The following is an 18,657-nucleotide window of genomic DNA, read 5'->3' on the forward strand; positions in this document are numbered from 1 at the left end:
GCGGCAGGCGGTCTACGACGTCGCGGCCCGCGCAGACAAGTGGGGACGCTTCTGTGCAGTGAAATACCGGCAGCTCCAAATAGGCTTCCGACGACGCTCATGGCAGGTACCGCAGCTACCGACGTCGGATCCCTCCCACTGATGAGGTGAGGGTCACGGGGTCGTTTCCGGTTTTTCCCAGTGAGTACACGGCTGCGTGCGGTACGGTTCATTCCCGGGGATCCCAGACCAACAGAATCGAGAATCAACCAAGTGGCAACCGACTATGACGAAGTTCGATCCGACGTCGCTGAATCACGCAACGCTTCGCTGGAGGCCCTTCGCTCCGCCAATGCGCCGGACGCACGGAGCGTAGCCCGTGACCTCGATGAGGCCGATACCTCCGAGGGCGTGGAACTGCCCGGCGCCGACCTCTCCGGCGAGGAACTGACCGTCACGGTCATCCCGCAGAAGGAAGACGAGTTCACCTGCTACTCCTGCTTCCTCGTCCGGCACCGCTCACAGCTCGCACGCGAAAAAGCAGGTTACTCGTACTGCGCTGACTGCCTCAGCTAGCCTCACCACAATCTGCATCTGCTGTTCTGGTTGTCGCTGTTTCCCTTTACCACCCGTTGGATGAACAACAGCGACCTGGCGGAGGTTCCAGTGCTTGTGTACGGGCTGAACCTGCTGCTTGCGGCGATCGTTTTTTACATTCTGAAGACGGCGCTGGTCCGGCGGCAAGGACGGAACGGCCCCTTGGACGTGGCGATGGGCCGGGATTGGAAGGGCAGGGCATCCCCCTTTCTTTACGTCGCGGGGATGGCGCTCAGCCTCGTGCATCCGGCGCTGGGCGTCGCCGTCTACTCCGGCGTTGCCGCCATCTGGTTAATTCCGGACCGCCGCGTGGAGAGGTTTCTGTCCCGCCCGGGGGGAGCCTCCGGCCAGTCCAGCAGCCCCGGTTCCCACACCGCTGAACCCGGCGGCTAAGGTCCTGCTCACCGACGGGCGCGCCGCTCCAGGTACGCGCTGAGAAACTCCAGGGTGGCCGGGGTTGGCTTCTGGACGTTCGCCGAGTACTCGGAATGCTTCTGCAGGTACTTCTTGATGTACGGGCAGACGGGAACGATTGCCAGGCCCGCGGCAACGGTCCCGTCGAGTGCCTTCGCCGCCAGACGACCCGCCAGGCCCTGGCCTTCATATTCTTCATTGATGACCGTGTGATAGAAAATCCGCTGGCCCTCGTCGACGCGGTCAACGTAGGCAGCCCGTCCCATGACGGTGTCAGCATCGAGAACTTCGAAGCGGTTCCCATCGGGATTGTGGCGGATGGTGATCGGGCTCATTGCGCTCGCTTCTCTGGTGGTGGGTAGGACACCCGGCATCGGTTTCGCCGGAGTTTCAAAGCCGGTAGTCGGTATAGCTCGTAATGACAGCCTAGCCACCGGCGCCCGGGCCCGCGGGGACGGCATGATGGAGTCATGCCGACACCCGAATCCCCCGTCTCAATCACCACCGGCGATACAGCGGTCTCCGCCGTCTACGCTCGGCCCGCCAGCCCCTTCGCCACGCTCGTGGTTGCGCACGGTGCCGGTACCGGCATGGACCATCCCTTCCTCGCCGGCTTCACCCGGGCCTTGAACGAGGAGTCCGTCGCCACCCTCCGCTTCAACTTCCCCTACCGCGAGGCCGGGAAAAAGTTTCCGGACAAGCCGCCGGCTGCGATCGCGGCCTGGCGCGCCGCCATGGAGGAAGCTGCGGCCCGGTCGACGGGCGAGCCGCTGTGGGCCGCCGGCAAGTCGTTCGGCGGCCGCATGGCCTCGATGGCCGTCGCCGAGGGCATGGCCGCTGCGGGGCTCGTCTTTCTCGGTTATCCGCTCCATCCGCCGGGGAAGCCGGAAAGGCTCCGCGACGAGCACCTCTATGGGCTGACCCTGCCGATGCTCTTCCTGCAGGGGACCCGGGACGCTTTTGCGACCCCGGAGCTGCTGGAGGCAGTGGTAGCCCGCATCGGGCCTCCGGCAACCCTGGAGTGGTGCGAGGGCGGCGGCCACACCTTCGAGGTCGCAGGCCGCAAGCGTCCTCAGGAGGAAATAGGCGCATCCCTGGCGGGCGCCGTCGCGGCGTTCTTGAAGGTCCGCAGCTAGACCCAGCCGGTCCGGCGCAGCGGCGGTTCGGCGCCGCCGTCCCGCTGCACCAGAACCTGGTTGACCCCCGTCAGTCCGGCTTCGAAACCCAGGGCGCTCGCTGCCATGTACAGCCGCCACACCCGAGCCCGTCCCGCGCCCACGGCCTCCACAGCCTCCGTCCAATTCTCCTCGAGGTTCTGAACCCAGGCCCGGAGGGTCAGTGCGTAGTGCCGGCGCAACGCCTCCACGTCGAGCACCTCGAAGCCCCCGGCTTCCAGCGCGCCCAGCTTGTCGGCGAGGCTGAGCATCTCGCCGTCGGGGAAGACGTAGCGGGGTATGAAGGAATGCGGGTCCGGGTCAGTGGGGCCGGCGTTCCAGGAGATGGCGTGGTTCAGCAGCCGGCCGCCCGGGCGGAGAAGCCCATGCAGCCGTGAGACGTAGGCGGGCATCTGTTCGCGGCCGACATGCTCCGACATGCCAATGGAGCTGATGGCGTCGAACGGGCCATCCTCGATGTCGCGGTAGTCCTGCACCCTGATGTCGACCCGATCGGTCAGGCCGGCGTCGGCCACCCGCTTGCCGGCCAGCACCGCCTGTTCCGTGGAGAGGGTGACACCGACGACGTCGGCTCCGTAGCGCCGGGCCGCGTGCAGCGCAAAGCTGCCCCAACCGCAGCCAACATCCAGCACCCGCATACCCGGCACCAAGCCCAGCTTGCGGCACACCAGGTCGAGCTTGGCCTCCTGGGCAGCCTCCAGCCCCATGTCCTCGTCATCCCAGACCGCGCAGGAGTACACCATGGAGGGGCCCAGGACGAGGGCGTAGAAGTCGTTGCCGACGTCGTAGTGATGCGAGATGGCCGCAGCGTCGCGCTTCTTGGAGTGACGCCGGCCGGTGCGGATGACCTTTGCTTCTTCCGGGGGCGGCGACGGGTTCGGCCCCAGTGCACCGAGCAGGATGGCGGTCCCGAGAATCGTGCCCAGTTCCCGGACGGTGGGCCGGCGGAACGGTCCGGGCTCCGCGAACTTGCCGGCAGATCGTAGCGCGGCGAAGCTCGCAAAGATGTCGCCGGGAGCATCGATATCCCCGGACACGTACGCCCGGCTGAGGCCCAGCTGCCCGGGCGACCACAGTATCCGGCGCAGGGCCCGCCGCGACCTGAACACGATCAGCGGCGCCCCTGCCGGGCCCGCCTCCGAACCGTCCCAGGCCTGCAGCCGCAGCGGGATTTCCGGGGCGCCAAGAACAATGGCCAGCGCTTCGGCCAGCCGTGATGCTGCATTTGTAGGTGTCCCCATGTCCCCAACCTCTCATCCCGTGGCTTCCGTGGCCCTAATATATGTGCACGCTCAGCATTCGGAAAGGGGCCGGACGACCCTGGATCCTCCGTTTGACTGCCCTGCCGGTGAGGTGGCTCGGGTGCCCCGCGCGCGCATTGCCTATCGTGGCTGAGTTATTCACGTCGGCAGCGGGCCGGTGCCGAGAGCCGGTTTCACCGGTCCGGACAAGCTGGAAGGCGTGATGCGACGGCATCCCGGGCCGCCGTCGTCTGCTGCTTCAACGGCGAGCGTCTGATCGAGCTCTAGTCTTTGTCCTTGACGCGGGCCCGGCTGGGCTGGACTCTCGAGGGTTCGCCTGGCATCTTGGGATAGTCCGGCGGGAACGGCAGTTCGCCCAATCCGGCCGCTAGGTCCCGCTCCCACCATTCGAGGAGGGCGTCGATGGTTCCCGGCTTGGAATGCATGTCGGCCCAGGGATCCCCGGTGGCCTTGAGCCGCTCGGGGACGCTGAGGATCGTGAAGGCCTTCGGATCGGCGTTCTTGAGTTCCTCCCATCGGATCGGGCAGGAGACCGTGGCGCCGGGGAGGGCACGCGGGCTGTAGGCACCGGCTATGGTGCGGTCCCGGTTCGCCTGGTTGAAGTCGACGAAGATCCGTGGGCCGCGCTCCTCTTTCCACCACGCGGTGGTGACCTTTTCGGGCATGCGCCGCTCCAGTTCGCGGGCCGCCGCGATCACGGCATGCCGGACGTCCAGGAACTCGCGTGTGGGCTCGATCGGGGCGTAGACGTGCAGCCCACGGTTCCCGGACGTTTTGATGAACGCCTCCAGCCCGGCCTCGGCCAGCACCGAGCGCAGTTCCTGGGCTGCCGGGATGGCGTCTCCGAACCCGGTGCCAGGCTGCGGGTCCAGATCGATCCGGAGCTGGTCGGGGTTGTCCGGGTTGCCCGCGCGCGAGGCCCAGGGATGGAACACCACCGTGTTCATCTGTACCGCCCAGACCGCGGCGGCCACGCCGTCAAGCACGATCTGCGGGTGCGCGCGTGCGCTGGGATACTTCACCATGACCGAGCGAACGAAGTCCGGCGCGCCCTTGGGCGGATTCTTCGAGAAGAACTGTTCCCCGTCGATGTTGTCGCCGAACCGCTGGAGGGTCACCGGGCGGTCGCCGTTGGCCGCCAGGAACGCGTCTCCGACGTCGACCACGTACCGGGCGAGGTCCAGCTTAGTCAGGCCGTGCTCCGGCCAAAGGACCCTGGACGGGCTCGACAGCCGCACCTCGCGCGGGCCGTGCGGGCTGTCGACGGTAAGCGTGGTTTCTTCCCTGGCCATGTGGACAAGCTACCCGCTGACGTCGCCAATGGATAGCCTGCCCCCGCCGCACGGAGTGACTGTTGTTCCCCGGCGATCCCGGTCAGGACTCGAGAACCAGCAGCCGGCCCTGTCCGCGTCCGGCCCACCCACAGCTCTTCATCGGGCCGGAACCTACTCAGGCTGCAGGGGAAGGGCGGCCATCGCGAAGCGGGCACCGTGCAACGACATCCGGAAGGGTGCGGGTGTCGAATCACCGTCATGAGCAAGTCGGAGAAACAGAACCTGCGCTACGTCGACTACTACTGCTTCATGACGCTGGCAGAATTCACCGCATGGGTTCAGGCGGACGGCGACGACGAACCGCACACAGCCTGGTCACCTCGTCAGTAGGGAACGCGCGCCGTCAGCCCTTCAGCAGGTCTTCGTGGTGGGCCGCGACGACGTTCGGGTGGGCCCGCAGCCGGTAGCGGAGGGCGTTGTCGCCGTAGGTCTCCAGGATCGGGCTGTTCGTTGGGTCCACCGACAGGCCGCGGGCCTTGTCCTGGAATTCCCGGGCCACCGCCAGCCGCGGCATGGTCGCATCCAGGGCCGGGTTGTAGAAGAAGGGAAGCGAGATCCGGTCAGTGCCGCGCAGCGGCGAGATCACGCGGTGCAGCGTCGCTTTGAGGTAGCCGTTCGTGGCCAGCTCCAGCATTTCACCGATGTTCACCACGAAGGTTCCCGGCACCTGCGGTGCGTCGATCCAGCGGCCCTCGTGTTCAACCTGCAGCCCGCCTTTACCCGGCTCCACCAGCAGCAGCGTCAGCACCCCGCCGTCGCGGTGCGAACCCACTCCCTGCTTGGGCTCCGGGTCGGATTCCCCGGGGTACCGCACGATCTTGAGCAAGGGAAACGCCCGCTCGGCAAAGGCCTCATCGAAAGTGTCCTCGGCCGCCCCCAGGGACACGGCCACGGCCCGCAGGAGGGTGAGCGAAATGGTACTCAGCCGCTCGGTCCACTCCGAAACAATCTCCCGCATCTCGGGCAGCGCGTCCGGCCACAGGTTGGGTCCCTCGAGTCGCCAGTAATCCGCGACGCCGGGACCGGGCTGCACGGCCCCGCGTTCGACGCCGATATCGATCTGCTCGCGCCAGTCGACAGCGCCGTCCGTCAGTTCGCCGCCGACCCGGGTGTAGCCCCGGAACTGGGCACTGAAGACATTTTCGACGGCGAGTTTCTGCTCCTCGGGAAGGTCAAAGAACCTTCGTGAGACGTCCAGGATCGCGTCGGTCAGTTCCTGGGGAACGCCGTGCCCCGCCAGATAAAAGAACCCGACGTCGTGCATCACCTCGCGCAGTTCGTTCCGGAACTGGGCTGCTTCTTCCGCACCCGCATTCAAACGGGAAAAGTCGAGGACGGGCAAGGATTCGAGTGGCAAGGTGCGTAGTCCTTTTCAGTGAACCTGGCAAGCTGACGCCTGCTATTGCCTCAATGTTACGGACTGAACGATCCGCTTGAACATCAAACGTGTCGAAATGTGTCATCCGGCGCCGCAAGCTACTCGTCGTGACCTTGATCGCCGCTCATCTGGTCCTCGGCGGGTGGTGTCTCGCCCGGCGGGACTCCGCCGCCTGGCTCGAGGCCCGTGATGTTCCCGTTGAGCGGGTCGGGATTGGCGGAACCGGCCTGGTCCCGGGCGTCGCCGGCACCGGCTTGCGGCCGGTCCGCTCCCCCGGGTTCGTCGGGGTTGTCCCCCGCGGTCGGATTGCCGGGTTCCTGTGGCCGGTCCGGGTTGGCCGGGTCGTTTTCAGGGTGGTAGCTGCTCATTCGTGGGACCTCCGCCGTTGGGTAGCTCAGGGCCATTCGTGCCTCTGGACTATTTCTAAGCCTGCTGATAATTCTGTAACAGTCAAGGCCTGAAGGTTCCGGATAGCCCCTGCCTGACCGGCCCAGCCAGCGACTCCAGGAGCCCCCGATGACCGAAATTCCAGACGAGGACCAGACCCGTCGCGACACGCAGGAAGCAGCAAGGGACTCCCTGGCCGGAGATCCCGCGCGTGAGATCGAACCTGACATCGAAGAACCCCAGGACGCGGACCGCGCCCGCGAAGCCGGCACCGGGGATTAAGGCCGAGCGAACCTGAGGAGCCGGCCCACAGCCAGGCCGCATCATCCCTCACCAAGTGTGACGCCTTCTCCGCTGCGGATGCGTGCCACCACCGCCGTAGTGGACAGCTCCGCCACGTAATCCAGAATCGCCACGCGTCCGCCGTAACTTTCCACGGCACTGGTCTCGGCGAGCATCTCCGGGCTGTAGTCGCCGCCCTTGGCATAGATCTCCGGCCTGAGTTGGTCGATCAGCGGAATAGGGGTGGCGGTGTCAAACACCGTGACGTAGTCCACGCAGCTGAGCGCGGCGATCACGGCGGCCCGGTCTGCCACCGTGTTGATGGGCCGGTCCGGTCCCTTGAGCAGCCGGACGGAATCGTCGCTGTTCAGTGCCACGACCAGGATGTCCCCCAGTTGCTTCGCCTGGTTGAGATAACGGGTGTGGCCGCGGTGGAGCACATCGAAGCAACCGTTGGTGAGTACGATTGTCTCCCCCTCCGCCCGATGGCCTGCGAGGTGCTGGGCGAGCTCTTCGGCATCGAGCGCGGTGTCGGCGAAGCTTTCCAGGTACCGGCTGAGGTCGGCGGTGCCGCAGACGGAGGTGCCGGGGCGGTGGACGGCGATGTCGGCTGCTGCCTGCGCAAGGTCCACGCTGGTCGTCAGCGGCAGCGAGGCGGCCCGGGCCAAGGTCAGCGCAGCCACGAACGTGTCCCCCGCCCCCGACGCCTGCTTCTCCGCCACGGGCTTCGCCCAGGTCCGGTGGACCTCACCGACGGCGGGCAACAGCACTGTTCCGTCCCGGTCCAGGGTGACCACCACGGCAGCTGCGCCGGTGGCGTCGAGCAGTGCAGCCCGGTGCTCCACGAGGAGGGTCGAACGCTCCGCGCCCTGCGGCAGTTGGAGGCCCAGCATTCCGGCCGCTTCGCTGGCATTCGGAGTGGCCAGGTCGGGCCGGAGCGGCGCCCAGGGCCGGGGATCGTGGGCATCGACCACGGCCAGCAGGGACGCCGGGCGTGCCTGCAGCAATTCGAGCAGGACGCGCCGGACCGGACCGGTCAGGGCTCCGGCTCCGTAGTCGCACAGCACTACCCCGTCCTGCTCCCCCAGCGCGTCGGGAAGGGACTGCGCGACGGCGGCAAGGGCCTCTTCCGGGAGATCGGCGGCCACCTCATCAAAGCGCAGCAGCAGTTGGCCGGCGCTGCTGATGCGGGTCTTGGTGGTGGTCGGAACGCCCGGCACGCGGTGGATATTCGTGGTGTCCACCCCGGCAGCATCCAACTGGCGTATCAGTTCCAAACCGGCGTCATCGCACCCCACGACCCCGACGAGCCTCACCCGTGCCCCCAGGGCGGCCAGGTTCATGGCCGTGTTGGCGGCACCGCCCGGGGCGAAGCTGCGCCGGCGGATGTCCACGACGGGGGCGGGCCCTTCCCGGCACAGCCGATCGATGGTTCCGGTCCACCAGCCGTCCAGCATCACGTCGCCGACGACAGCAATCGACGGCGCCACCGTGGCGAGTTCCCCGGGAAGCCAGTCCTCAAGTCCGCGCTGCTCGGTCAACGGCCCGCGACGGTTGCCGGCGGGTTCCGGACGGGCCGGGCTCACGGCTGCCGGTCCCCGGGCGGCGCAATATGCACCACCTTGACCCTGGTGAACTCATCCAGCAGTTCGGGACCATAGCCGAACCCGCTGCCGCTGTCCCCCCGGGGTTGCGCCGACCCTCCGGGGGCGCCACCGAAGACCTCATTGATTTTGACGGTGCCGACCGCAAGCGCCGCGATGGCCCGCTGGGCGTGGGCAATCGTACCGGTGAGGACGGTGGCAGCCAGTCCGTAGCGGCCTGCGGCGGCGAGCCGGAGACCGTCGTCGAAGCTGTCCACAACCTGTACCGGCGCCACGGGGCCGAACGTTTCCTCCGCCATGACGCTCATCTCCGCCGTGCAATTGAGCAAGACGGTGGCCGGGTAGTAGGAGCCGGGCCCGTCCGGCATGGTTCCTCCTTCCACGGCCTGCGCCCCCTGCTGCAGGGCATGGGCGACCTGGCGGTGGACGGCGTCCCGAAGCTCGCGGTCCACGAGTGGCGCCAAGCCTCCATCCCCGTTCCGGCGCCGGGCTTCCTCCTCGAGCGCGGCACAGAAAGGCGCTGCGATGGCGCGGTGCACGTAGATGCGCTCCACGGACGTGCAGATCTGACCGCTGTTGCTGAAGGCACCCACGGCCGCCTGCCCGGCCGCCCAGACGGGGTCGACGTCGTCGTCCACCAACAGCGGATCGTTGCCGCCGTTTTCCCGGATCACGTGCGCACCGCTGAGCAGGGAACTCCGCCCGATCCGGGCGCCGGAGGCGCTGGAGCCGACGTGCGCCACCATGGACACGCCAGCCTGTTCGGTCAGCTGCGTACCCACCGGAGCCCCGCCGGTGAGCGTCAGAAGGACATCGGGCGGAAAGGCGGGCGACAGGACTTTGCCCAGCAGAATGCCGAGGTGCGGGCAGCGTTCACTGGGTTTGTGCACCACAGTGTTGCCGGTTACCAGGGCCGCGCCGATCAGGCCGCAGGCCACCGCCACCGGGTCATTCCAGGGGGTCAGCAGGACGGCGACACCACGGGACTCGGCAATGGTGAAATCCGCGGCCAACGGGTCGCCCCTCAGGCTATGCCCGCGGTGGACCGGCCCAAGCTCCGCGTACTGCTCCAGGGTTGCGACCCCCGCGGCTATGCCGGCCGCTGCCTCGGCCGCCGGGCGGCCGGTTTCACGGCTGTTCAGTTCAGCGAGCTCCGAGCTGGCCGCCGCGAGCGCCCTGGCGGCGTCTCTCAGACGGCTTCCCCTCGCCGCGGGGGCTGTCGCGGACCAACCCGGGTGTGCTGCGCGCGCAGCGTTCACCGCCCGCCGGATGGCGAGCGGCCGAGCAACGGGAAGGCTGCCGACGGTCTCGCCGCTGCGCGGATCGGTGATGGTCAGCAGCTCCGGAGAGCTGTTGCGTGCGTGCTGGACTATCGTGGACACGGGACTCCTTCCCAGCGGTGGCCAGGAACTCCGGCGCGGCCGGCTGCCAGCGCGGCAGCCGGCGGTTTCGGGTGGCTCCTATGACCGTTCCGTACCCCGGCGCCAGCGTCTTTACACGCTGCGCGGGTAGGTGATTTCCCTGCGGGTGCCCTGCCGACCGCGCGTCCGAAGGCGCGAGCCGGCGGGGTGCTGGCAGCCGGGAGCCGGGACGAAGCGCGGCTGGCCGCGGAGGTGGCGAAGGCAGCCGTGAGGCTCGTTACGGCCATGAGCCCTCCTCCGCATGACAGATGAGCAGTTCGCGGACTTCACAGCCGGCCGGCTGGGACAACGCGAACAGCACGGCACGCGCCACGTTGGCCGGATCGTTCAGCCTGGAATCATCCTGTGGCCTGTACTGCTCCGCCCGGTCGTCGAAGAACCGGGTCTTCATTCCGCCCGGGATCAAAGTGGTTACGCCGATCTCGCCGCCACTTTCCGCGGCCAGTGCCTGGCTGAAGCCCACGACGCCGAACTTGGACGCGCAATACGCGGAGGCTTCCGGCAGCGCCCGTTTGCCCAGCGTTGAGGCCACCGTGACCACCCGTCCCCGGGAAGCCTTCAGGTAGGGCAGCGCGGCGCGCACGACCGACACGGTCCCGAGCAGGTTCACGAAGATGACCTGCTCCCAGTCCTCCGGCCGGACATCCTCCAGCCGGCCGCAACGGTCTATCCCCGCCGCTGTCACCACCGCGTCCAGGCCGCCCAGCATCTCGGCCGCCTGCTGCACGGCCGCAGTCACGGCCATCCTGTCCGCCACGTCCACTTCGATGGCCTTCACCGCGGACACGTCCCGAAGGTCCCGGTCCAGCACAACCGGTGTCCCGCCGGCCTGCAGCACGGCCTCAACGACGGCGGCGCCAAGTCCGGAGGCACCTCCGGTGACCAGCACCCGGCCGGGGAAAAGTATCTCGTGGTTCATGGTGTTCCTTTCACTGTATGGTCTGCGTTCTACGTCCGTCCTGCGGGGCCGGGATCCTGCGGGCCGTGCCAGGAGCGTGATTGGCGGCTGGCTCAACCGACCCGGGCCAGCGCGTCGGCAAGATGTGTTGTGGAGCGGGCAGGGTAGTGCGGCACGGTAAGGCAGCGGCCGCCCCAGCTCTCCACCAACGGCGTTTCCGGCAGGTCACGCACGTCATGGTCGCCGCCCTTCACCCAGATGTCCGGGCGGAGTGCACCGAGGCAGGTTTCCGGGGTGTCCTCATCGAAGACCAGTACGGCGTCAACGGATTGGAGCGCCAGCAGCAGTTCCGACCGGTCCTGCTCGTTGATGATGGGACGGGACGCGCCCTTGATCCTCCGCACCGAGGCGTCGGAATTCAGGCACACGATGAGGCAGTCACCGAGGCGCCGGGCGGCCGCGAGGGACCGGGCGTGCCCGGCGTGCAGGAGATCGAAGCAACCGCCCGTTGCAACCACGGTCCCGCCCGCCCGGCGTACCCGCCGGGCCAGCGCCAAGGCGTCCGGATCCGGCCGGTCCGCGCCGGGGACCGCATGCGGGAACGAACCCCGGCGGCCACCCAGTCCCGCCACGCCGCCGCCGGCCAGGAACGCGGACGCCTCACGGACCGCCAGGACGGCCGAGCCCTCGAGGTCCCGCCCCGCCGCAAGATGGACCGCGAGGCTCGCGGCGAGCCTGTCCCCTGCGCCGCACGGATCGGTGACGGTGGTCCTTGGTACCGCGATTTGAACGGGTTTCCCCCCCGAGCCCTGCACCAGGACGGCGCCCCGCTCCCCTTGCGTCACCAGCACCGCCTTGCTCTGCCAGCGGCGCAGCAGCGATACCGCCAGCGCACCTGCGGCATCGGGCAAGGTGTCGGGCCCGGCATGGCGCCGGGTGTCCGGCCCCGCGGCGGGCAAGGTGTCGGGCCCCGTGGCGGGCAAGGTGTCGGGCCCGACGGCGGGCTCGGCGGCGCGGGCTTCGGCCAGATTGGGCGTGACCACGTCGACGCCGGGAACCGGAGTCGACCCGGCCGGATGAGGGTCCCAAACGATTGGCACACGCCCGGCAAGCCGCGACAGCGCAGCCCGGAGTGCGGCATTCGCGGTCAGGCCCCGTCCGTAGTCGGCGACCACGACCGCGGACGCGCCGTCCAACGCCTGCAGCATGGCGGCGGTGACCTTCGGGACAGCAGGGCGTTCACAGCCCTCATCAAACCGGACCAGCGGATGGCCGCCGGCACGGACCCGGGTTTTGACCGGGGTAGGGGCACCGGACGGCCCCGCGACCACCGTGACACCGGACAGTTCCTCCTCGACCCGGCTGGACGCCTCATCCGCACCCAGCACCGTCACCAGGACGACGGAATGGCCGTCGGCGGCGAGCATCCGGGCCACCAGCCCGGCACCGCCGGCGCGCCGCCGGACGTTGGACACGTCAACGACGGGCACCGGCGCATCGGGGCTAAGCCGGGTGGCCTGCCCGTCGAGGTCCACATCCAGCAGCACGTCACCGACAACGACGATGCTCATCGCGCGGTCCCTTCCGGTGCGCCCTGGCGTCCGCTGCGCAGTACCTCGGCGTCGAACGCCCGGCACACGGCATGAAGCGCAATCAGATGGCACTCCTGGGCGTTGGCGGCCGGACCGTCGATCGTCACGGCCTCGTCACAGCTCAGGGTCAGCGGATTCGGGCCGGGACCGGTCAGCGCCCAGGTGACGACCCCAAGCCGGGCGGCGGTTTCCGCAGCCCGGAGCAGGTTGGGGCTCTTTCCGCTGGTGGACAGCAGCATCAGCACGTCGCCGGTGCGGGCATGCGCGCGCACCTGGCGGGCGAAGAGTTCCTCGAAGCCATAATCGTTGGCGATCGCGGTGACGGCCGAGGTCTCCGCATGAAGCGAAATCGCCGAAAACGGCACCCGGTCGCCGTCGAACCGGCCCACCAGCTCCGCCGTCAGGTGCTGGGCCTCGGCCGCGGAGCCGCCGTTGCCGGCAGCGAGCAGCCGCGAACCCCGCAGCAGTCGCCGCGCCAGTTCCTCGCCCCACGCGGCCAGGTGGAAGGACTGGCCGCGCAGGGACTCAAACGCCGGCAGGACGTTGTCCAGGTGACTGCGGACCGCAGCGACAGAGTCCGGCAGGGATACCGCGGCGCTAACGGCGGCGCCGGTTTCAGGCATCAGCAGGAGCTGGGCTGCGGCGTCCTTCAGGGGCGAGTCCGGAGTCACAGCACGGCCCCTTCCACTGCATCGAGCCGCCGGGCATCAGCGCTCGCAGCAACCGTCTGCAGATACGCCCTCTCGGTTTCGGCGGCCACGCGAGCCCAGGAATAACGGGCCCGGGCGCGTGCCTCGCCACCGGCGCCCAGTGACCGGCGCAGGCCTGGATCGGCCAGCAGGGCGGCGAGGGCGGCCGTGATGGCCGCCGGATCCTTCGGGGGCACGTGCAGGCCGGTCCGCTGGTCCACCACGGTGTCGCGCAACCCGCCCACGGCCGCGGCCACCACCGGCACGCCGCAGGCCATGGCCTCCAGCGGCACGATGCCGAACGGCTCGTACCACGGCGCGCACACCACCGCGTCGGCGCTGCGGAAGATGGCCGGCATGTCGGCGCGGGGCACCGGGCCCCGGAAGGCGACCCGGTCCTGCACCCCCAACGCGGTGGCGACATCAAGCAGCCGGCGAGCTTCGGCGTCGTCCGCCAGCGCCGCAGCGTTCCCGCCGCCGCCGACGATCAGGAGTTCGACGTCGAAACCCGCGTCCCGGAGGGCTGGCAGCGCCTCAATCACCAGATCGACGCCCTTCCGCGGAACCAGGCGCCCGACCGAAAGGATGCGGTGGGGGCGGTTGCGCGGCTCCGCCGGGCCGGTGCCGGAAAACAGTTCCAGATCCACGCCGCAGGGGGCGACGGCGATCCGGGCCGTATGGATCCCCATGGCCTTGAGTTCAAATACCTCGTCGGAACACGTGGCGATAATCCGGTCCACCGACCTGCCCACGGACGGCTCCAGCCATTGCCGCTCCAGCGGGCTGGTGTCCTCGGCGCCCTGATGGCGGCGCTTGACCGTTCCCAGTGCGTGGAACGTCTGCACCACCGGGACGTGGGCGCCGGCGGGTCCCCGGCGGGCCGCGTCGAGGGCGGCCACGCCCGACATCCAGAAATGTCCGTGGATCACGTCGGGCGGGCGGCGCTGCCAGTCCCGGGAGATGCCGTCGGCCAGTTCGCCCATGTACGGGAGGAGTTCGTCCTTGGGCACGTGGCGTGCCGGACCGGCATCGAGGTGGACGACCTCCAGCCGCGGCAGGATCCGCACCCGCCGCGGCAGCCCGGCTGAGTCCCGGCGGGTGTAGACGGTGACGTGGTGCCCGCGCCGGGCCAGTGCGGTCGAAAGCGCCGCCACGTGGACATTCTGACCGCCGGCGTCCACTCCACCCAGCGCCGCCAGCGGACTGGCGTGCTCCGAAACCATGGCTATTCTCACTGGTTCTTCCCTTTCTGCGATGGAATCAGAATCCGCCCGGTCCGGAAACGCGGGGCGGCCAGCTCGTCCAGCAGCGCATCCCATGCCTGCAGGAAGGCCTCGAGGCCGTAGCGTTCCAGGGCAACCCGGCGGGCGACGTCTCCCCGGCGGCGGGCTTCCTGCGGGTCGTGGACGAGCATCGCGGCGCTGCGCACGAGTTCATCGACGCTGGTGGAAATCGCGCCGGCCTCCGGCGGCACGGCGCGGGCCGCTTCGGTGGTACCCAGTACGACGACGGGCATCCCGAGCTGCATCGCTTCCAGCAGGGCCAGCCCCAGGGACGTCCAGCGCAGCGGATGGACGTACACCCGGCAGCGGGCCAGTTCGCGGTGCAGCTGAGCCGTGGGCAGATCCCCGCGGATTGTCAGCCGCGCGGCCGGCAGCCCCGTCGCCTCCCGCAGGCCCGCGCCGCCCATGCCGAACATCTGCAGCGGCGCCGCCGCCGCGAAGCGGCCCAGCAGGTCGGTGCCGGTGACCCGGCCGCGCCGCACGGGTTCGTTGACCACCGCCGCCAGTTCCGGGACCTCACCGGTGTACAGATGCCCGGGATCGGGGACACCGTGCTCGATGACGACCGTCGGTGCCGCACCGTTGTCCCAGAACAGCTCGTTGAAGTGGGTGACATGGACAATCGGTATGGCCTTCTGGTCCGCGAGCGGATGCACAGAGTTCGGAACGCCGGCCTTGGGCGTGTTGTGTTCCAGGTACACGGCCGGCAGGTCCTTGCCGGGCCGGCGGCCCAAGGCCCGGGCGACCTCCGCAAGTTCCTCCGGCCGCTGCAGCACGACGGCGTCCACGCTGTCCGGTTCGACCGTGTCCAGGCTCACGTCCCGGACCGAATCCGGCCAGTTCCGGCCGGCGCGGCCCATCCCCCAGGGACCGCCGTCAGGAAGCGCCGGGAGCAGGTATTCGTGCGGCCCCCGGATAAAGGAGTCCGTCCAGCCCCCGTGCACATGCCACAGCAGGATTCTCATGGGTGCCGCACTTTCCGGCGGGTGGACAGCGAGGAGACCCCGCTGATCAGCCGTTCCACGGCCTCCACCAGCTGCTCCGGGGCAACGGACGCCAGGCACGGGTGTCCTGGCACAGGGCATACGGTGGCGCGGGTCAGCCTGCAGGGGGCAGCCTGATCCCCCAGAAGTTCCAGCGGCACTCCGTAGGGTGCCCAGCGGATTGCCGGCACCACCGGTGAAAAGAGGCAGGCCACCGGGGTCCCCACCGCGGCGGCAAGATGCGCCGGGCCGGTGTTGCCGGTGACCAGCACCTCGGCGCGGGCAAGGACACCGGCCAGGGTCTTCAGGTCCGTGCGTCCGCCCAGGTCCACCGCAGAGGGCCCGGCGACCGTTGCCGTGAGCTTGGTTTCCCCGGGACCCCCGGTAACGACCACCCGGTGCCCGCTGCCCACGAGGAGCTCCACCGCGGCGGCATGGTGCAGGGCCGGCCAGGCCCGGGCGGGGGCGGAGGCGCCGGGGTGGACCACAATGTACGGTTCCTCGCCCACCAGTTCGCGTACATCCGGGTAGCCGCTGATCCGGAGCCGGCCGTCGTCGCCGGGCGGCAGCGTGAAGCCGGCGGCGGAGGCAATGCCGAGGGCACGTTCCGCCTCAGGCTGGTCTTCGGCGAGGTCCTCGCCGGGCCGGAGGCGGACGTCCAGCAGGCTGCCGGCATAGTCGGTGGACACCCCGGTGATCCGGCCGACGCCGGCCAGCCGCAACAGCAGGGCCAAGGGCAGCGGCGACTGGTGGAAGGAGGTCAGGATGACCGCCTCAGCGATCCGCGAATCCGTGATAAAACCCTGCAGCGCGTCCAGCTGCTCTCGTGCCACCGCAGGTGCCGGCTTCACGATCCACGGGCACCTCCAGCTGTACACCTCGGTGACACCGGGAAGAAGTGACGCCGCCGGTTCCCCTTCGGGCCCGCACAGCAGGACGACGTCGTTCGGCTCGCCGCCGTCGCGCCGCCGGCCGTGGGCGACTGCCCGGACGGCGGGACCTGCCAGCAGAACATCGCCGACGCTGTCGAGCCGGGCTACCAGGACGGCCGTCATGAGACGGGCCCGGCGGACGGATCGAGGAGCAGCTCCACTGCGGCGGCAAGGTCCGTGGCAACCTCGGGCGCAGCATCCACTTCCGCTGGCCGGGTCACCGGCGTCGGCACCAGCACGCCCCGTGCTCCCGCCGCCTCCGCTGCCGCCAGGTCGCTGCCGATGTCCCCGATGTACGCGGCGTCCGCGGCGGCGATGCCCAACAGGCGGCAAGCATTGATGATCATGCCCGGCGACGGCTTCCGGCAGCTGCAGAGATCCTCCGGAAGATGCGGGCAGAAGTCCCAGACGTCGAAGGGCCCGAGCAGTTCCTCGACACGGCGGTTGACGGCTAACACCTCGTCGACCGTGAGGATCCCGCGGGCGATGCCGGACTGATTGCTCAGCACGCCGGTGGCAATGCCCCGTGCCCTCAATAGCTGCAGGGATTCGCGGGCGAACGGCATGATCCGCACCCGTGCGGGATCCCCGTTGTACGGAACGTCATGGACCAACGTGCCGTCCCGGTCAAACAGGACAGCACGCAAGGACGGAAAACCGGAACTTCCCATACCCTCCTTGTTCCCCGTTCGGGTCCGGCCTAAACGCCCGGTAGCCGCTGATCTGACGAACCGCACTCCGCCCCGGACTGCTGAATGCGGGGACGGCCCTCATGGCTCAGGAGGTTACGGAAGCCGTCCGCTCGCCCGGATCGCCCTGGGCATCAGCCGCCGACAACAGTTGTTGAAGCCGCACCAGCACTTTCGAAAGCCGCCGAGAGACCTGCATCTGCGACACGCCGAACCTCCTGCCCGACTCCGCCTGGCTTTCTTCGCAGAAATAGCGCCGGTAGAGCAGTTCCCGGTCGTCTTCCGAGAGTTCCCGGATTGCCTGGTCGAGGCACATGAGTTCCTCCAGCCGCTCGAGCGGGAGGTCCTGCGAGGCCAGCGCCTCCGCGAGGACCGGGCGGCCGTCACCGTTGATCCCGACGGCGTCGAGCGAATCAGGGCGGAGACTGGAACCGGCTGCCGCCGCTTCGCGAACAACTGTTTCAGGCACGCCCAGTTGCCGCGCCAGTTCGCCGGCGGTCGGCCGGCGCCCCAGCAGCTGGGTCAGTTCCGGCTCCGAGCGCAGGATCTCGGTTCGTAGATCCTGAATCCGACGGGGCGGTCTCACCACCCAGCAGCGGTCCCGCAAGTAGCGCTTGAGTTCGCCGGTGATCGTGGGGGCGGCGTAGGCTGTGAAACTGACCCCGCGGTTGTCATCAAACCCCCGGGCGGCTTTGATCAGCCCCAAATAGGCGACCTGGTTAAGGTCCTCGCGTTCCCGGCCGCGGCCCGCGAAACGCGCCGCCAGCGCCTCCGCCAGATCCAAATGGTCCAGAACCAGCCGGTTCTCAAATGTTTGCCGGATCTGGCCTGCTGGAGCCTGCACCGTTGGAAGCCTGCCCGTGCGGGCGGCAGACAGACTACACGGATTCACGGATGGCGACTTCTGGAGTTCTGCCATGATTGGTCATTCCTTTGAACCTGGAGCATTCAAAAGCTTGTGGCAAGACTTAGGAGAAGAGAACCACAGGGCGTGCCTGCTGCACAATGGCCCTGCACCCTGAGGGCAAACTCCTGCCCACTCTCTGGACAGGGGTAGTCAGCAGGCTTAGTGTTTCAAGAAAGGACCAGCCGCCCAGACGGGACGATTCTGCAGGCCGGAACAGGCTCGCGGTGCATCCTGAGGCGCGTTGACCACCCTTATAACTCCAGCCACCGCCGAGGAGCGACAGATGCACCGGATCTTGACCATTGCCCTGGCTGCAATAGCGTTATGCGCCGGCGCCCTGCTGACCGCCGGCGTCGCCAGTGCCGCGCCGCCGGAGAGCAGCCAGGCACTGAGCTTCCACAGCCAATCCACCGCTACCCCAGGCAGCGCTACGCCCACCGACTCCGCCTCACCCGGGCCGGTGAATCCCGGGACCGGTGAAAGCGGCGAGGCGCAGGCGACCCGGGTCGACTATGCGCCGTACGTGATCGGGGCCGTCGTCGTTGTGGTTATCCTCGCCGCCGTGCTCGTGTGGCGGCGCACCGGAGGTGCCGGACCTTCGTCGAAGGGACCCCGCCGGGCGGACAGCTAAGTGGAGCGCCGGGGCTGGGAACAGACGCAGCCGGGACAGCCAACGGGACAATTTCGACCTCAAAATCTCCTGATTGATGATCCTCAGATCGTGGTTTCGGTGCCGGGAACACACCTCTGGACAACCACCCGCAAAGGGCCTAAGTTCGCATCAGAAACCCGTTCCGTTCTGCGGGACCAAGGCTTCATTGCCGCTGAATGCTGGCGGCGGTACCGGTCAT

21 protein-coding genes are annotated in these 18,657 nt (G+C 68.7%); 6 read left to right on the forward strand and 15 right to left on the reverse strand.

The window, feature by feature from the left end:
- The first annotated feature begins 252 nt into the window (after positions 1–252).
- Both QFZ69_RS10285 and QFZ69_RS10290 read left to right on the forward strand, forming a co-directional pair.
- On the forward strand, positions 253–555 hold the full coding sequence (locus tag QFZ69_RS10285; RefSeq protein WP_306917860.1) for a DUF4193 domain-containing protein: 303 nt from the start codon (positions 253–255) through the stop codon (positions 553–555).
- Positions 556–615: 60 nt separating this feature from the next.
- Positions 616–969 (forward strand): hypothetical protein, encoded by a 354-nt coding sequence (locus QFZ69_RS10290; RefSeq protein ID WP_306917861.1) that lies wholly within the window; start codon positions 616–618, stop codon positions 967–969.
- An 8-nt stretch (positions 970–977) separates the two neighbouring features.
- On the opposite strand, the gene QFZ69_RS10295 is transcribed toward QFZ69_RS10290, so the two are convergent.
- Complete coding sequence (locus QFZ69_RS10295) at positions 978–1,325, reverse strand: GNAT family N-acetyltransferase (protein ID WP_306917863.1); 348 nt, start codon at positions 1,323–1,325, stop codon at positions 978–980.
- Between the two features lie 135 nt (positions 1,326–1,460).
- Here QFZ69_RS10295 and QFZ69_RS10300 point away from each other — a divergent pair, with 135 nt between their 5' ends.
- Positions 1,461–2,126: an alpha/beta family hydrolase gene (locus QFZ69_RS10300; protein ID WP_306917865.1), complete on the forward strand. Its 666-nt coding sequence runs from the start codon at positions 1,461–1,463 to the stop codon at positions 2,124–2,126.
- Here QFZ69_RS10300 and QFZ69_RS10305 read toward each other — a convergent pair.
- Positions 2,123–3,406, reverse strand: coding sequence for a cyclopropane-fatty-acyl-phospholipid synthase family protein (locus QFZ69_RS10305; RefSeq protein WP_306917867.1), 1,284 nt, complete (start codon positions 3,404–3,406; stop codon positions 2,123–2,125). The two genes, QFZ69_RS10300 and QFZ69_RS10305, sit on opposite strands and share 4 nt — an antisense overlap.
- A 284-nt stretch (positions 3,407–3,690) precedes the next feature.
- Positions 3,691–4,719, reverse strand: a complete 1,029-nt coding sequence (ligD, locus tag QFZ69_RS10310; RefSeq protein ID WP_306917869.1) for a non-homologous end-joining DNA ligase — start codon at positions 4,717–4,719, stop codon at positions 3,691–3,693.
- A 240-nt stretch (positions 4,720–4,959) separates the two neighbouring features.
- Between ligD and QFZ69_RS10315 the strand changes: the two genes are divergently transcribed.
- The gene (locus QFZ69_RS10315) at positions 4,960–5,091 is read left to right on the forward strand and encodes a hypothetical protein (RefSeq protein WP_306917871.1); all 132 of its coding nucleotides are present in this window, start codon (positions 4,960–4,962) and stop codon (positions 5,089–5,091) included.
- Positions 5,092–5,104: 13 nt separating this feature from the next.
- Here QFZ69_RS10315 and QFZ69_RS10320 read toward each other — a convergent pair whose 3' ends face one another.
- Together QFZ69_RS10320 and QFZ69_RS10325 are read right to left on the reverse strand one after the other, a co-directional pair.
- Complete coding sequence (locus QFZ69_RS10320; RefSeq protein ID WP_306917872.1) at positions 5,105–6,118, reverse strand: isopenicillin N synthase family oxygenase; 1,014 nt, start codon at positions 6,116–6,118, stop codon at positions 5,105–5,107.
- Positions 6,119–6,237: 119 nt separating this feature from the next.
- Complete coding sequence (locus QFZ69_RS10325; protein ID WP_306917873.1) at positions 6,238–6,507, reverse strand: DUF6480 family protein; 270 nt, start codon at positions 6,505–6,507, stop codon at positions 6,238–6,240.
- A gap of 148 nt (positions 6,508–6,655) precedes the next feature.
- Between QFZ69_RS10325 and QFZ69_RS10330 the strand changes: the two genes are divergently transcribed.
- Positions 6,656–6,808: a hypothetical protein gene (locus tag QFZ69_RS10330; protein ID WP_306917874.1), complete on the forward strand. Its 153-nt coding sequence runs from the start codon at positions 6,656–6,658 to the stop codon at positions 6,806–6,808.
- Between the two features lie 41 nt (positions 6,809–6,849).
- Here the strand turns inward: QFZ69_RS10330 and rfaE2 are convergent, their stop codons facing one another.
- The 10 genes from rfaE2 to QFZ69_RS10380 form a co-directional block, all read right to left on the reverse strand.
- Positions 6,850–8,394: a D-glycero-beta-D-manno-heptose 1-phosphate adenylyltransferase gene (gene rfaE2 / locus QFZ69_RS10335; protein WP_306917876.1), complete on the reverse strand. Its 1,545-nt coding sequence runs from the start codon at positions 8,392–8,394 to the stop codon at positions 6,850–6,852.
- Positions 8,391–9,794: an aldehyde dehydrogenase gene (locus QFZ69_RS10340; protein ID WP_306917878.1), complete on the reverse strand. Its 1,404-nt coding sequence runs from the start codon at positions 9,792–9,794 to the stop codon at positions 8,391–8,393. The genes rfaE2 and QFZ69_RS10340 overlap by 4 nt, the downstream gene beginning before the upstream one ends.
- Positions 9,795–10,050: 256 nt before the next feature.
- Positions 10,051–10,752: an SDR family oxidoreductase gene (locus QFZ69_RS10345; RefSeq protein ID WP_306917880.1), complete on the reverse strand. Its 702-nt coding sequence runs from the start codon at positions 10,750–10,752 to the stop codon at positions 10,051–10,053.
- Positions 10,753–10,844: 92 nt separating this feature from the next.
- Complete coding sequence (locus tag QFZ69_RS10350; protein WP_306917882.1) at positions 10,845–12,302, reverse strand: PfkB family carbohydrate kinase; 1,458 nt, start codon at positions 12,300–12,302, stop codon at positions 10,845–10,847.
- On the reverse strand, positions 12,299–12,946 hold the full coding sequence (locus QFZ69_RS10355; protein WP_306919658.1) for an SIS domain-containing protein: 648 nt from the start codon (positions 12,944–12,946) through the stop codon (positions 12,299–12,301). Before QFZ69_RS10355 ends, QFZ69_RS10350 begins: the two co-directional genes overlap by 4 nt.
- A gap of 44 nt (positions 12,947–12,990) precedes the next feature.
- Positions 12,991–14,247, reverse strand: coding sequence for a glycosyltransferase (locus QFZ69_RS10360; protein WP_306917884.1), 1,257 nt, complete (start codon positions 14,245–14,247; stop codon positions 12,991–12,993).
- Positions 14,244–15,260: a glycosyltransferase gene (locus QFZ69_RS10365; RefSeq protein ID WP_306917886.1), complete on the reverse strand. Its 1,017-nt coding sequence runs from the start codon at positions 15,258–15,260 to the stop codon at positions 14,244–14,246. The genes QFZ69_RS10360 and QFZ69_RS10365 overlap by 4 nt, the downstream gene beginning before the upstream one ends.
- Complete coding sequence (locus QFZ69_RS10370; protein ID WP_306917888.1) at positions 15,257–16,333, reverse strand: glycosyltransferase family 9 protein; 1,077 nt, start codon at positions 16,331–16,333, stop codon at positions 15,257–15,259. Before QFZ69_RS10370 ends, QFZ69_RS10365 begins: the two co-directional genes overlap by 4 nt.
- Complete coding sequence (locus QFZ69_RS10375) at positions 16,330–16,881, reverse strand: HAD-IIIA family hydrolase (RefSeq protein WP_306917890.1); 552 nt, start codon at positions 16,879–16,881, stop codon at positions 16,330–16,332. Before QFZ69_RS10375 ends, QFZ69_RS10370 begins: the two co-directional genes overlap by 4 nt.
- Before the next feature lie 106 nt (positions 16,882–16,987).
- Positions 16,988–17,818, reverse strand: a complete 831-nt coding sequence (locus QFZ69_RS10380; RefSeq protein ID WP_373461881.1) for a sigma-70 family RNA polymerase sigma factor — start codon at positions 17,816–17,818, stop codon at positions 16,988–16,990.
- A 271-nt stretch (positions 17,819–18,089) separates the two neighbouring features.
- Here QFZ69_RS10380 and QFZ69_RS10385 point away from each other — a divergent pair, with 271 nt between their 5' ends.
- On the forward strand, positions 18,090–18,437 hold the full coding sequence (locus QFZ69_RS10385) for a LuxR family transcriptional regulator (protein ID WP_306917892.1): 348 nt from the start codon (positions 18,090–18,092) through the stop codon (positions 18,435–18,437).
- Positions 18,438–18,657 lie beyond the last annotated feature (220 nt).

It is taken from the genome of Arthrobacter sp. V1I7 (genome assembly GCF_030817015.1).
Classification (GTDB): domain Bacteria; phylum Actinomycetota; class Actinomycetes; order Actinomycetales; family Micrococcaceae; genus Arthrobacter.

What these genes read in the sequence shown, in the direction of transcription:
- QFZ69_RS10290 (WP_306917861.1), top strand. Translation starts at nt 616, where the DNA reads ATGAACAACAGCGACCTGGCGGAGGTTCCAGTGCTTGTGTACGGGCTG.
- QFZ69_RS10295 (WP_306917863.1), bottom strand. Translation starts at nt 1,325, where the DNA reads ATGAGCCCGATCACCATCCGCCACAATCCCGATGGGAACCGCTTCGAA.
- QFZ69_RS10300 (WP_306917865.1), top strand. Translation starts at nt 1,461, where the DNA reads ATGCCGACACCCGAATCCCCCGTCTCAATCACCACCGGCGATACAGCG.
- QFZ69_RS10305 (WP_306917867.1), bottom strand. Translation starts at nt 3,406, where the DNA reads ATGGGGACACCTACAAATGCAGCATCACGGCTGGCCGAAGCGCTGGCC.
- ligD (WP_306917869.1), bottom strand. Translation starts at nt 4,719, where the DNA reads ATGGCCAGGGAAGAAACCACGCTTACCGTCGACAGCCCGCACGGCCCG.
- QFZ69_RS10315 (WP_306917871.1), top strand. Translation starts at nt 4,960, where the DNA reads ATGAGCAAGTCGGAGAAACAGAACCTGCGCTACGTCGACTACTACTGC.
- QFZ69_RS10325 (WP_306917873.1), bottom strand. Translation starts at nt 6,507, where the DNA reads ATGAGCAGCTACCACCCTGAAAACGACCCGGCCAACCCGGACCGGCCA.
- QFZ69_RS10330 (WP_306917874.1), top strand. Translation starts at nt 6,656, where the DNA reads ATGACCGAAATTCCAGACGAGGACCAGACCCGTCGCGACACGCAGGAA.
- QFZ69_RS10345 (WP_306917880.1), bottom strand. Translation starts at nt 10,752, where the DNA reads ATGAACCACGAGATACTTTTCCCCGGCCGGGTGCTGGTCACCGGAGGT.
- QFZ69_RS10350 (WP_306917882.1), bottom strand. Translation starts at nt 12,302, where the DNA reads ATGAGCATCGTCGTTGTCGGTGACGTGCTGCTGGATGTGGACCTCGAC.
- QFZ69_RS10355 (WP_306919658.1), bottom strand. Translation starts at nt 12,946, where the DNA reads ATGCCTGAAACCGGCGCCGCCGTTAGCGCCGCGGTATCCCTGCCGGAC.
- QFZ69_RS10365 (WP_306917886.1), bottom strand. Translation starts at nt 15,260, where the DNA reads ATGAGAATCCTGCTGTGGCATGTGCACGGGGGCTGGACGGACTCCTTT.
- QFZ69_RS10370 (WP_306917888.1), bottom strand. Translation starts at nt 16,333, where the DNA reads ATGACGGCCGTCCTGGTAGCCCGGCTCGACAGCGTCGGCGATGTTCTG.
- QFZ69_RS10375 (WP_306917890.1), bottom strand. Translation starts at nt 16,881, where the DNA reads ATGGGAAGTTCCGGTTTTCCGTCCTTGCGTGCTGTCCTGTTTGACCGG.
- QFZ69_RS10380 (WP_373461881.1), bottom strand. Translation starts at nt 17,818, where the DNA reads ATGGCAGAACTCCAGAAGTCGCCATCCGTGAATCCGTGTAGTCTGTCT.
- QFZ69_RS10385 (WP_306917892.1), top strand. Translation starts at nt 18,090, where the DNA reads ATGCACCGGATCTTGACCATTGCCCTGGCTGCAATAGCGTTATGCGCC.